Below are 12,493 nucleotides of genomic sequence, written 5' to 3'. Positions count from 1 at the left end.
ATCGGTCAGGGGCTGGCCAAGCGCCGGGAAACCATGCGTCCCTTCTCCTGATAATGGACCGTGAGCCCCTCCCCCAGGTCCGAGGGCTCCAGCGGCAGCACCCATTCCCGGGTCTCGCCGATCAAGACGTATTGAGCGCCGGCGCCCAGCGACCGCGCCGGACCGTCGCCGGCGGACACCGTCAGCGAAGGCAGCCGCAGATACCGGTTGCCGGTATTGGTGATCCGCAGGCGCGGCTCGCCGCCGTCGCGGATCACACGCCATTCCGACTGCTTCCGGGGGGCGGGCGCCAGCAAGAACAATGGCACGTCCATGGTCACGGTGGTGCCCACCGCCAGGCCGGCATCCGCCGAACGTTCGGCGATTTCCTGAAAACGGACCCGATAGGCTAACTCCCGGTCCCGGTCCGCGCCGCGCCGGGCGATGCGTACCAACTGCTGCTGGCCCGGCGCCAGGGTCACCAGCGGCGGTACCACCAGCAGGTCCGGGGCGTCCTCAAGCTGGCGACCACCGGCCTCCCGTTGCCAGCGCCAGGCTCGAATCTGCACGGTGAGCGGCGCGTCGCGCAGGTTATGAATCCGATAGACCGCCATCGCGCGATCGTGGGGCAGCGCCTGCAGGATCGGCGTCACTCGCATGCCGCCGGCCCACGCCACCATCGGCGCCAGCCAAAACGACAAAACCAGCAAAACGGCGAACGAGAGCGCGCTTCGCGCTCCCGCCCGCTTTACCACGAGGAGAAACGACCGCATCAATAGGTCACGGTCACGGTGACGGTGTCCGTGTAAGCGCCAGCGGCGACGCCGGTTTGCCCGCTGGGAACACGGCCGAAAACGGTCAGGGTCTGGACGCCGCCGTCGCCGGTGCCGGCCACGGTGTCGGTATCCACCACGTCGCCCCAGTTGGTGTCCCGGGTGCCGTCGCTGTACAGAGCGTAATCAAGCGCGCCGGTGCCACCGTCGCCCATCTGGCGGCTGCTGGTGGTGGCGCCGTCGGCGGTGCCGGGGCCGATGCCCACATCGTAGGCGGTACCCGTGGAACAGGTCACCTCGATGCTGGACGTGGCGTCCACGTCGGTACCGCTAAGCATGTCCACGTTACCGAAGGCCAGATCACCGGCGGTCACTGAACAGGCGTCCAGCACCGTGGCCGAGACCTGGAAGGTGTCGGTGGTGGTGGCGGCCAGCGCCGACGCGCCGACCAGCAGCAGGGGGGTGGACAGTATGGCAAGCTGAAGTTGTTTCATCGGAGTCACTCCTGATTGGTCCTTTGGGACTCGGTTTTGAGGGGTGAAGAACAAAACGATTCGTCCTCCACCGGGCGGATTCTAAATACAGAGTTCACTATTTATTCGTGATACAGTTCACACGAATAAGAAGAAATAATTAATACCAATAGCCTATATCTTGACATTCACTAGTTATTTATTACTGCCTCTCTCTCTCTCACCCCAAGCTCACCAATAATGAGGTGCCTGGACAAAGGAATAAGAATCAATAACAATTACGGTTTGATTTCCCGCACGGGCAGCCATGACCTCCCAGCCTCCGATGCCGCATCTGTATGCGCGGTGCCGCCACAAGATCCATCGTTATCTGTGGCTGCGTACCGGCGACCCGGAGTTGGCGGAGGATCTTACCCAGGAGTGTTTCGCCCGCCTGCTGGCGCACAGCCGGCGGCAAACCATCGAACGTCCCCTGCCCTACCTGTACACCCTGGCCGGCCGCCTGCTCACCGATCACCGTCGCCGTCATGAGACCTGGCGCACCAACACCCTGACCCCGGAGCAGTGGGACGACCTGCTCGACGACAGCGAGCGTCCCGATATCCTTTACGAAAGCCAGCGCCGGGTGGACGCGGTGGCGGCGGCCCTGGAGCGGCTGCCGCAGCGTTCCCGGCGGGTGTTCGAGCTGTGCCGTATCGAGGGTCACACCCACGGCGAGGCGGCACGGGCCCTGCGCCTGTCCACCAGTTCGATTCAGAAGCACCTGGCGCTGGCCATGCGTTACATCCTCGACCAGACCCGTGCCGATGACTGACAATAGCGCCCCTCAACCCACTCCTGGGAAGCTCCCGCACGGACCGCACGCCATGCCCCAGCCTTTCTCCAACACCGTGGAACGCACCGCCCGTGACTGGTGGCTGCGCTGCCAGGCCGGCCCTCTGGACACCGGGGAGCAGCACCGCCTGGAGGCCTGGCTGGCCGCCGACCCGGCCCACGGCGAAGCCCTGGCGGAGCTGGAGATGCACTGGGAACTGGCCGGAGAGGTACCACCGGCCACGGTCGGCGCCACCACCAAGCCACGCCGGGCCACCGCCTGGCTCGCGGTGGCGGCGGCGGCGCTACTGGTAATCGCCTGGCAGGCGCCGGACTGGTGGCTGCGGGCAAGGGCGGACTACCTGGCCGGTGCCACGCCGCTCACCCTGACCCTGGCCGACGGCAGCCGTCTGGACCTGGCCCCGGGCGCCGCCGTGCGGGTGGCCTACAACGACCGTGCCCGGAACCTGGAACTGCTGCGCGGCGAGGCCCTGTTCCGGCCAGCGCCGATCAACGCCGATGAACCGCGCCCGTTCACGGTGCACAGCGGCGACGCGGACTTCACCGCCCGGGGCACCGCTTTCTGGGTGCGTCATCGTGACGGCGCCGAACAGGTGGGCGTCACCGAGCACCGGGTACGCGCGCGCCTGCCCGGTGGCCGGGAGCGCCTGCTGGAGGCCGGCGATGCCGCCCGCCTCACGGACCAGGACGGCATCCGCCCGCTGCCGCTGGACCCGCCCCGCGAAGCGGGCTGGGCTCAAGGCGTGCTGGTGTTCGAGCAAACCCCTCTAAGTGCCGCGCTGGCGCGCATCAACGATTTCCGGTCGCGCCCGGTGGTACTGCTCGACCGCGCCCGCGGTGGCACTCCGGTGGAAGCGGTGCTGCACCTGGACAACCTGGACAGCGGCGTGCCCGCCCTGGCCACCAGCCTGGGCCTGAAGAGCCAGAACCTGCCCGGCCTGACCCTGCTCTATTGAACGATCACGAAAAAATTTACTGCATCCGCGCACTCAAACGTCATAGCCCTCAACAACAACGCTTCTCATTTCCATTGATGTAAGGATCGACCGGTTATGGCTTTGACGTTTTCTCGCCGCCTGGGCGGCGCCGGGCTTGCCCTGATGCTGCTGTCCCCCGCGCTCCAGGCCCAGGCCGAAACACCCGAGAGCACACTCACCGCGCCGGCGGAGCGCACCTATGACCTGCCCGCCCAACCGCTGCGCTCCGCCCTGCTGAGCTTCGCCGAACAGGCCGGCGTGGACCTGATCGTTGGCGGCGCGGACCTGGAAGGCCGACAAAGCGCCCCGCTGCGCGGCCAGTACAGTGTCAACGGCGCGCTCGACGTCCTGTTGGCCGGCACCGGCGTGGGCTACCGCACCAACCAGACCCCGGACAGTGGCCGGCTCACCGTGCACCTGATCCCGGCGCCGCCGGCCCGGAGCAGCGCCCATCAACTGGAAGACGTGGTGGTCTCCGCCGCCCGCAGCCACACCGTGGCCGGCAAATCTCCGCGCAAGATCACCATGATCTCCCGCCAGCAGATCGAGGAGCAGATGGCGATCAGTGATGATCCCGGCGCGGTGCTGGCCAACCTGATTCCGTCCTACTCGCCGAGCCGTCAGAAATTGTCCAATACCGGCGAGACCTTCCGTGGCCGCACCCCCCAGTTTCTGATCGACGGCGTGCCCCAATCGAACCCGCTGCGCAACGGCGGGCGCGCCAGCTACACCATCGACCTGAGCATGGTGGAACGCATCGAGGTGATCCACGGCGCCAGCGCCGAATACGGCCTGGGCGCCACCGGCGGCATCATCAACTTCGTCACCCGCCGCCCGGAGAAGCCCGGCTTCCAGCAGCACGTGGGCGTCAGCCTGACCAGCGACGACGACTTCCAGAGTGATGGCCTGGGGCACAAGCTGGATTACCGCTTCACCGGGCAGACCGAACGCTGGGACATCGTCGCCGCCGCCAGCCGCCAGGAGCGCGGGCTGTTCTATGATGGCCGCGACCGCGCCATCGGCTTCGCCTACCCCGGCGAGATCCAGGACTCCACCAGCCACGATCTGTTTCTGAAGGCGGGCTATTGGCTGGACGACAACCAGAACATCACGTTCAGCGCCAATCGCTTCGAACTGGAAGGCGACCACGACTACCGGGCGGTGCCCGGCGACCTGGCCAACGGCATTCCCACCAGCGCCGAGAAAGGCGGTGCCGAAGGCGAGCCCATGTTCAACAAGGTCACCACCACCCGACTCAGCTACAGCCATGGCAACTGGCTGGGCAATGAACTGGACGCCCAGGTTTACTACCAGGATTTCGAAGGCCAGTTTGGCGCGCTGCGCTCCGGCTCCTTCCAGGACCCGGCCCTGGCCCCGGTGGGCACGCTGCTCGACCAGACCCGCAACGAATCCGAGAAGATGGGCAGCCAGTTCACCCTCAAGCGCCAAGGGCTGCTCCGCGACCATCTGGACCTGGCCACCGGCTTCGACGTGCTCAGCGACGAAACCCGCCAGAGCCTGGTGCTCACCGACCGGGTCTACGTGCCGGAAACCGAATACCGCAACTACGCCGGCTTCGTGCAACTGGACCTGCGCCCCCTGGACCGGCTCGCCTTCTCCGGCGGCGCCCGCTATGAGTACGCCAAGCTGAAAGTGGACGACTACCGCACCGTGGAAGCCAACAACGGCGTACTGGTGCGCGGCGGCGATCCGGACTTCGACGAGATGCTCTACAACATCGGCGCCACCTACCAGCTCACCGACCAGGTGCAGCTGTTCGCCAACTATTCCGAAGGCTTCGGCATGCCCGACGTGGGCCGGGTGCTGCGCGGCATCGACGAAACCGGCCAGGACGTGGACAACCTGCTGGCCCTGAAACCCATCGTCACCGACAACCGGGAGGTGGGCCTGCGATTCAACGGAGAGCGCACCCGCTTCGAGGTGAGCTACTTTGAATCGGATTCCGACTACGGCGAGCGTCTCACCGAGGAGAACGGCGTGTTCGTGGTCAACCGGGAAAAAGTGGAAATCAAGGGCGTGGAAGCGACCCTGGACTGGCGCGTCACCGACGCCCATGAGCTGGGCCTCACCTACACCCACCAGGAAGGGGAATCCGACACCGACGGCGACGGCGACGTGGACACCACCCTGAACGGCCTGAGCGTGGCCCCCGACCGCATCGGCGCCACCTGGAACGCAAGCTGGAACGACACCCTGCGCTCGCTGGTGCAGGTCAACCACTATCGCGACCGCAGCTTCGACCAGGACGGCCTGGACTTCGACGGCTACACCCTGGTGGACGCCTCCCTGGTGCGCACCCTGCCGGTGGGCCGCGTCAAACTGGGCGTGGAGAATCTGTTCGACAAGGACTACGTGACCTACTACTCCCAGGCCGGCCGGGTCAGCCCGGACTTCTACTTCACCGGCCGTGGCCGGGTCTACAGCCTGGGCTACAGCGTCGACTTCTGAGCCCGGCCCCCTCCAATCTCCCATCCTCCTCCGGCCCCACCACCGCCGTCCCCACCCCGGGGACGGCGGCCCCTTGACTTTAATTAGATAAAATGACCAAATACTAATAATTCAATTAAAAAATAAGAAATCAGGTCATGGATGACGAATGTACGGTATCGAATGGACGAAAACGGCGGTGAAGCAGTTACGCGGGATTCAACCGCACAAACAGCGGATGGCGATTCTCGGCGCGGTGGCGCGCCTCGCGGATTGCCCGACCAACGCCGCCAACGTTAAGGCCCTGAAGGGGCGCCAGGCCGGCTACCGGCTTCGCGTTGGCCGTTACCGGGTGTTGTTCGATCTGAACGACGGAGTACGGATCATTACGGTACAAGAGGTGAAAAAGCGAGATGAGCGAACCTACCAAGGCTGACAACGGTAACGCGCAGATCATTCGGGATGACAGCGGCAACCCACTGTACGCCGTGGTGCCGTTCGATGAATACCAGAAGCTGCTGGACGCCGACAATCGCGTCACCCTGCCCCACGAGGTGGTGACGCTGATGGTCGCCAAGGATCTCAGCCCCATGGCCGCCTGGCGCAAGCACCGGGGCCTGTCCCAGGCGCGCCTGGCCGAGAAGCTGGGCGTCACCCAGGGCGCCGTGGCCCAGGCCGAGAAAGCGGGCAACAGGCCCCATGTGGAAACCCTGCGCGCCTGGGCGCGGGCGTTGGAGTGCGAGGTGGCGCAGCTGACCGGGTGATGGCTGGCTGTGGGACTATCTATCGCAGTAGGAGCGGCCGGGCGGCGTTTCCGTTTCAGCCGCGATTGGGCGACACCCAACGCCGGATCGCGGCTAAAGCCGCTCCTACAGCATCATAGGTCGTGAGGGAAGGTGCGCCGGCCTTTGGCCGGCTTGTCGAACCGGAGGGTTCTTACCAGAGCCGCCCTGACCGCCAAATAAAAAACCCCGCTTGCGCGGGGTTCTTTATTTGGCGGTGAGGGAGGGATTCGAACCCTCGATACGTTGCCGTATACACACTTTCCAGGCGTGCTCCTTCAGCCACTCGGACACCTCACCAAAACTGATTGTCACTACCGGTTGCGCCTGCTCTGGCAGTCGCACGCAAGCGTGCTCGCTATTCGGGCATTCTGCCCTCACCCCTTCGGGGCCGTCGCTGCCTAGCAGCGACGTTCGCTTGCCTTCGGCAAGGCGTCAGCCACTCGGACACCTCACCAAAACTGATTGTGCTCCACACAGCTGAACGGTCGGCTGCGACCAGTGCAGAGGGCGCGTAGGGTACCCGAGGGGCGCGATGCTGGCAAGGCCGGCGCGGTTCGTTTGGCGAGGGTTTGTACAGCGCTCAGTCCACCAGCCGGGCCAGGTAGAGGCCCTGGAATTCACACACGGTGTCGCCGGCTGGATTGGTGGCGCGGGCCTGGACCGTCAGGGTGGCCTTACCACGCCGGATCAGTCGTTCGTTAAAACGTTCACGCTGGCCCGGCGCCGGACAGGCGGTGACGGTGAGATCGTCCTTCAGGGGCAGCCGATACTGCTGGCTGCCCTCCACCGCCACCACATCCACGGCGCGGCCTGGATCGTCCGTGCCAGCGATCACCGCCTCGGCGATCAGGGTGGTGCAGGACCAGCCCGCCAGAGTCAGCAGGGCCACCTGGCTGCCGGCGAAGAAGGTGCCCTTATCGTTGTGGTTGGGGGCCAGGGGCGCGGCCAGCGTCAGGGCATCACCGTCGAAGCCGGTATAACGGAATACCAGATGCCGGGTCAGCGGGATGGCGGCGCGCACCCGCCCGGCCAAAGCCTCCAGGTCAGCCACGGGGCAGCTCGCGCAGAAAGTCGTCCGGGCTTTCGTCGGGCAGCCGCTTGGCCGGTACCGCCGGCGTGCCCAGGTAAATGAAGCCCACCACCTGGTCCTTGTCGGCGAAGCCCAGCTTCTCCTTGACGCTTTCGTCGTTGGCCAGATCCCCGGTACGCCACATGGCGCCGAAATCCATGGCATGGGCGGCCACCATGATGTTCTGTACGGCGGCACCCACCGCCACCACCTGCTCCCAGACCGGCACCTTGTGATCTTCGGTGACCTCGGCCACGGCAACGATGATCACCGGCGCGCGCAGGGCCTTGCCACGAATATTGTCGCGGGCGGCCTGGTCGGCGTCCGGCTGACGCTTGAGCAGCCGCCACTCCATGATGTCGGCGAGGCGCTGGCGCTGCTCGCCGCGCAGCACGATGAACCGCCAGGGACGCAGCATGCCGTGATCGGGGGCGCGGATGGCCGCCTCCAGCAGCCGGCGCAACTGATCGTCGTCGGGGCCGGGCTCGGTGAGACGGGGCACGGAAACGCGTTGCGTCAGAGCGGTAAGGGTGTCCATGGTGGCTCCTGCTTGAGAACGCCGTAGTGTAACCGCTTCCCATGGAAGCGACGAACCCCGGCGGCGGCCCGCGTGCAAATTTCGATCAGTCTTTTTTCTGAACGCACAACTGGGTAAGCTCCTTCGAACATTGCGTCCAGATTGCGCTTCATGAGCACACCCAAGCATCGCCCCCGGCGCCCGTACTTGGACCCCAAGCAGCGCGCGCAGCGGCTAAGCAACTACATTCGCCTGCTGGCCTTCGTGGTAGCGGCCACCCTGCTGTTCGCGGGCATCAGCCTGGGGCTGTACCCCTCCGCGTTCCTGCTCGGCGTGGCGGCACTGCTGGCCTGGCCATTACTGGCCCAGACCGCGGTGTTCATGGCCCAGCGCCGGGACGTGCGGGCCGAGCGAGTGTCCCGGGTGCTGATGCAGCTCGACGCCGCCGTTGTCGGCGTGGCCTGTGCTCTGCTGCACTTCTCGGTGGTGCCCTGCCTGGTGTTGCTGATCATCGTGCACGCCAATTCGGCGAGCAGCGGCGGCCTCAAGGCCTGGCTGCTCAACCTGCTGATGACCGCCGCCGGTGCCGTCGCGGGAGCGCTGGCACTGAACGTGCCGTGGCAGCCCACGCCCGTGCCGCAGAGTCTGTCGGTGCTGTCGCTGGTGGGCCTGGCCCTGCATGTGGGCGCCAGTTCCTTCTACGCCAACCACCAGACGCGCATTCTGCGCGAGGCCCAGGAACGGGTGAGCGAGCAGCAACAACAGGCGGTGGAGCTGTCCCGCAAGCTGGCCAAGTATCTGCCGCCCCAGGTGTGGGGCTCGCTGTTTTCCGGCAAGCGCGACGCCAAGCTGGAAACGCGCCGCAAACGATTGACCATTTTCTTCTCCGACATCCGTGGCTTCAGCACCATCTCCGAGGAGTTGCCGCTGGATACCCTCACGCGCATGCTCAACACCTACCTGAGCGAAATGACGCGCATTGCCCTGCACTATGGCGGCACCATCGACAAGTTCATCGGCGACGCGGTGATGGTGTTCTTCGGCGACCCGAAAAGCGCCGGCGCCCAGGAAGACGCTTTCCGCTGCGTGGCCATGGCGGTGGAAATGCAGGAATACATGCGCTTCCTGCGCATGAAATGGCGTCACGAGGGCATTGATCAGAAGCTGGAGATCCGCATCGGCATCAATACCGGCTTCGTCACCGTGGGCAACTTCGGCACCGACAGCCGCATGGACTACACCATCCTCGGCACCGACGTGAACCTGGCCAGCCGCCTGGAATCCGCCTGCCGGCCTGGCCAGGTGTTGATTTCCGAGGGCACCCACCGGCTGGTGAAGGACCGGGTGCGTTGCCGTAGCGTGGGCGAGATCCAGGTGAAGGGGTTCAACCGCCCGGTGACCGTGTACGAAGCCCACGAACTCAAACGCCATGCCGGCAGCAAGCGGCGCTTCGTCACCGTGGACAGCGCCGGGCTGGGGCTGCATGTGGATCTGGAGCGCATCCACAACTTCGACAAGAAGACCATTCTCAAGACCCTGGCGGGCTGCGCCGCCGAACTGAAGAAAGGCCAGCCGGTGACCCTGCGCTATGAGACCGAGGGCTTCGCCCTGTACGTGGACGCCAAGCGACTGCGCGAGCGCGACCAGGAGAAGGTGGTGGAGATGCTCGGCCAGGCGGCCCAGCGTATTCAGGACCGGGTGCGGATGTGATACAAGAAAGGCGTTGCAAGTTATACCCCTGAACTCAACACCACCGGGACCATCATGCACTCACCGTCTTCAGGCTGGCTGGGCTGGCTAGAACGCGCGGGCAATCGCCTGCCCCACCCCACCCTGTTGTTCGTCTGGCTGTGTCTGTTGATGCTGCCGTTGAGCGCGCTGCTGGCGCTGCTCGGCGTCACCGCCGAGCACCCTCTGGAGGAACGGAGCATCGTGGTGCGCTCGCTGCTGGATGGCGAGGGGCTGCGGTACGTGCTTACCCATCTGGTCGGCAACTTCACCGGCTTCGCGCCCCTGGGCGTGGTGCTGGTGGCCATGCTCGGGCTCGGCATCGCCGAGCATTCCGGCCTGCTCGGCGCCGGCCTGGCGGCGCTGGTGCGGCGCGCCTCCCACCGTACCCTGGTGGTGACCGTGGCCTTCGCCGGAGTAATGTCGAGCATCGCCTTCGACGCCGGCTATGTGGTGCTGATTCCGCTCGCCGGCTTCCTGTTCCAGCTCGCCGGCCGTTCGCCACTGGCCGGTATCGCCACGGCGTTCGCGGCGGTGTCCGGGGGCTACAGCGCCAATCTGCTGCTCGGGCCGGTGGACGCGGTGCTGGCCGGCCTGTCCACGGAAGCCGCCCATCTGGTGGATGGCCGGCGCGAGGTGTCGGCGGCGGGCAACTACTGGTTCATCATGGTGTCCACGGTGCTGGTCACCGCCCTTGTGTCGCTGATCACCCTGCGCGTCACCGAGAAGCGGGTGGCGAGCACCGACGCGGGCGCCGAGAGCGAGGACCTGGCGCCCCGGGTGGACCGGCGCGCGGCCCGCTGGACCCTGGTCACCCTGGCCCTCGGCCTGGCCGGCATCGCCGCGCTGGTGGTACCCGCCGGCGCGCCACTGCGCGGTGAGGACGGCGCCATTCTGCAGTCACCGTTCATGTCTTCGCTGGTGGTACTGATCGCTCTGCTGGCGGCGGCCTGCGGCGCCGTGTACGGCCGCGTCAGCGGCACCTTTCGCTCCGCCGCCGGCATCATTCAGGCGATGGAAACCACCATGGCGTCGATGTCCGGCTATCTGGTGCTGATGTTCTTCGCCGCCCAGTTCGTGGCCTGGTTCGGCTACAGTCAGCTGGGGCTGGTTCTGGCGGTGAAGGGCGCGGCCTGGCTGGGCGGGCTGGAGCTGCCCACGGTGCTGCTGCTGTTGCTGTTCGTCGGCCTGGCGGCGCTGATTAATCTGATGATCGGCAGCGCCTCGGCGAAGTGGTCGATCCTGGCACCGGTGTTCGTGCCCATGCTGATGCTGCTCGGCATTGATCCGGAGGCCACCCAGGCCGCCTATCGGGTGGGCGATTCCAGCACCAACATCATCACGCCACTGATGCCATATTTCGCCCTGGTGCTGGGTTTCGCCCGGCGTTACCGGGCGGACACCGGCATCGGCACTCTGATCGCGCTGATGTTGCCCTACAGCCTGGCGTTGCTGCTGGGCTGGTCGATTCTGCTGGCGGTGTGGATCGGCTTCGGCTGGCCCCTGGGGGCGTAGGGAAACCCTGCCGCAGGAGCGGCGGGCGGCGTTATCGCGCGGGCGCCGGGGGTTATACGGCATCCCGCGCGACGGCGGTGCTAGTTGATCAGGCGCAGGGTGAGGGGGTAGCGGTAGTGCTCGCCGCCGCTGGCTTTCACCGCGGCGATGATGGTCATCACGATCCAGAAGATGAACACGGCGGGCAGCAACAGAGCGCCGATCACCACGAAGGTGAGCAGGAACGATACAAAGCCGGCGATGGCGATGGTGATATTGAAGTTCAGCGCCTCCTTGCCCTGCTCGTCGACGAAGGCGCTCTCCTCGCGCTTCACCAGCCACATGATCAGCGGCCCGATGATGTTGCCCAGCGGCAGCACCAGCCCGGCCAGCGCCAGCAGGTGGCACGCCATGCCCAGGTTACGCTCCTCCTTGGGCGGCGCGCCATCCGCGCTCGCGTTGTCCGCGCCGGACGCGGGCCCGGGCGCGGTTTGCGGCGGCGTCACGTTGTCGGGTTTCGGCGTATTGTCCGGCGTTTCGTTGTCGCTCATGAAAAAGATCCTATGCAGTGGGTTTATTGGCGGATGGTACGTCGGTTGGCCGGGGTGTCTTCATAATTGGACCGGAACGGATTGATGTCCAGCCCGCCACGGCGGGTGAAACGTCCATATACGGACAACTGGCGCGGCGCGCAGTGGCGGGACAAATCCACGAACACCTGCTCCACGATCTGCTCATGAAAGCCCTGATGGTTGCGCAGCGACACCACGTAGCGCAGGAAGCTGGCCGGGCTGATCGGGCGTCCGGTGTAGCGCACCTGCACGGTGCCCCAGTCGGGCTGGTTGGTCACCGGGCAGTGGCTGCGCAGCAGGTGCGAGACCAGCACGCCGGTCTGCTCCGGGCCCTGGTCGGTGAGCAGCAGCTCCGGGCGGTACTCAAAGTGGTCAAAGGCCACGTCCAGGGTATCCACCAACTGGCCGTGCTCTTCCCAGGCCGGTTCCCGTTCCGCTTCGCGCAGGGTCAGCACGCGCACGTCCACCGGCGCGCCGGCCACCTCGGCCAGATCCTTGGCGATCGTCGCCACCACCCGGTCGCGGCTGTCGAAGCGGCTGTTGGCGAAGCTGTTGAGGTACAGTTTCAGCGACTTTGACTCGATGATGTTGGGCGAGGTGCAGGGCACGATCAGCTCCGCCAGGGCCACCAGGGGCTTGCCCTTCTCGTTGAGCCAGGACAATTCATAGGCGTTCCAGATGTCCATGCCGTGGAACGGCAGCGTGGTATCCTCCAGCTCCAGCGACTCGCGGGCGTCCCAGCGCGGTACCGGGCACAGCAGCGACGGCGTGTACTCATCGATGAAATCACTGTTGCGCCCCAGCGGCGTGTCCTTGAGATAGCTCATGGCCTGCTCTCCTTGTC

The 12,493-nt window shown here is 65.9% G+C and carries 13 protein-coding genes and 1 tRNA gene; 7 read left to right on the top strand and 7 right to left on the bottom strand.

The annotated features are described in order from the left end of the window. Positions 1-5: 5 nt before the first annotated feature. The gene (locus JF515_RS02115; protein WP_203100541.1) at positions 6-638 is read right to left on the bottom strand and encodes a fimbrial biogenesis chaperone; all 633 of its coding nucleotides are present in this window, start codon (positions 636-638) and stop codon (positions 6-8) included. Positions 639-751: 113 nt separating this feature from the next. Further along, entirely contained in the window at positions 752-1,246 is a 495-nt protein-coding gene (locus JF515_RS02110; protein ID WP_203100539.1) for a Csu type fimbrial protein, read from the bottom strand. 286 nt (positions 1,247-1,532) lie between these two features. Here JF515_RS02110 and JF515_RS02105 point away from each other — a divergent pair, with 286 nt between their 5' ends. From JF515_RS02105 to JF515_RS02085, 5 genes are all read left to right on the top strand, one after another. Continuing rightward, positions 1,533-2,039: an RNA polymerase sigma factor gene (locus JF515_RS02105; protein ID WP_203100536.1), complete on the top strand. Its 507-nt coding sequence runs from the start codon at positions 1,533-1,535 to the stop codon at positions 2,037-2,039. Between the two features lie 52 nt (positions 2,040-2,091). Further along, on the top strand, positions 2,092-3,015 hold the full coding sequence (locus JF515_RS02100) for a FecR family protein (protein ID WP_203100534.1): 924 nt from the start codon (positions 2,092-2,094) through the stop codon (positions 3,013-3,015). Positions 3,016-3,111: 96 nt separating this feature from the next. Further along, on the top strand, positions 3,112-5,505 hold the full coding sequence (locus tag JF515_RS02095) for a TonB-dependent receptor domain-containing protein (RefSeq protein WP_238400798.1): 2,394 nt from the start codon (positions 3,112-3,114) through the stop codon (positions 5,503-5,505). Positions 5,506-5,653: 148 nt separating this feature from the next. Beyond that, entirely contained in the window at positions 5,654-5,920 is a 267-nt protein-coding gene (locus JF515_RS02090) for a type II toxin-antitoxin system RelE family toxin (protein ID WP_203100533.1), read from the top strand. Beyond that, positions 5,898-6,248, top strand: coding sequence for a helix-turn-helix domain-containing protein (locus JF515_RS02085; RefSeq protein WP_203100531.1), 351 nt, complete (start codon positions 5,898-5,900; stop codon positions 6,246-6,248). The genes JF515_RS02090 and JF515_RS02085 overlap by 23 nt, the downstream gene beginning before the upstream one ends. Positions 6,249-6,478: 230 nt before the next feature. On the opposite strand, the gene JF515_RS02080 is transcribed toward JF515_RS02085, so the two are convergent. From JF515_RS02080 to JF515_RS02070, 3 genes are all read right to left on the bottom strand, one after another. Then, positions 6,479-6,566, bottom strand: a tRNA-Ser gene (locus JF515_RS02080). Positions 6,567-6,849: 283 nt separating this feature from the next. Further along, positions 6,850-7,320 (bottom strand): YiiD C-terminal domain-containing protein, encoded by a 471-nt coding sequence (locus tag JF515_RS02075; protein WP_203100524.1) that lies wholly within the window; start codon positions 7,318-7,320, stop codon positions 6,850-6,852. Continuing rightward, positions 7,313-7,876 carry a nitroreductase family protein gene (locus tag JF515_RS02070; RefSeq protein ID WP_203100522.1) on the bottom strand — a complete coding sequence of 188 codons (564 nt, stop codon included), beginning with the start codon at positions 7,874-7,876 and terminating at the stop codon, positions 7,313-7,315. The genes JF515_RS02075 and JF515_RS02070 overlap by 8 nt, the downstream gene beginning before the upstream one ends. Before the next feature lie 150 nt (positions 7,877-8,026). Between JF515_RS02070 and JF515_RS02065 the strand changes: the two genes are divergently transcribed. Together JF515_RS02065 and JF515_RS02060 are read left to right on the top strand one after the other, a co-directional pair. Continuing rightward, positions 8,027-9,565 (top strand): adenylate/guanylate cyclase domain-containing protein, encoded by a 1,539-nt coding sequence (locus JF515_RS02065; protein WP_203100520.1) that lies wholly within the window; start codon positions 8,027-8,029, stop codon positions 9,563-9,565. A 54-nt stretch (positions 9,566-9,619) separates the two neighbouring features. Continuing rightward, positions 9,620-11,098 (top strand): AbgT family transporter, encoded by a 1,479-nt coding sequence (locus tag JF515_RS02060; RefSeq protein ID WP_203100518.1) that lies wholly within the window; start codon positions 9,620-9,622, stop codon positions 11,096-11,098. Positions 11,099-11,178: 80 nt separating this feature from the next. Here the strand turns inward: JF515_RS02060 and JF515_RS02055 are convergent, their stop codons facing one another. Both JF515_RS02055 and queF read right to left on the bottom strand, forming a co-directional pair. Then, complete coding sequence (locus tag JF515_RS02055; protein WP_203100516.1) at positions 11,179-11,628, bottom strand: DUF4870 domain-containing protein; 450 nt, start codon at positions 11,626-11,628, stop codon at positions 11,179-11,181. A 23-nt stretch (positions 11,629-11,651) separates the two neighbouring features. After that, positions 11,652-12,476 (bottom strand): NADPH-dependent 7-cyano-7-deazaguanine reductase QueF, encoded by an 825-nt coding sequence (queF, locus tag JF515_RS02050; protein WP_203100514.1) that lies wholly within the window; start codon positions 12,474-12,476, stop codon positions 11,652-11,654. Between the last annotated feature and the right edge of the window lie 17 nt (positions 12,477-12,493).

Origin of the sequence: Alloalcanivorax marinus (genome assembly GCF_016785095.1) — a bacterium.
Lineage (GTDB): Bacteria > Pseudomonadota > Gammaproteobacteria > Pseudomonadales > Alcanivoracaceae > Alloalcanivorax > Alloalcanivorax marinus_A.
Note: the sequence above shows the minus strand (reverse complement) of the source record. Positions and strands in the feature narration are given on the sequence as shown.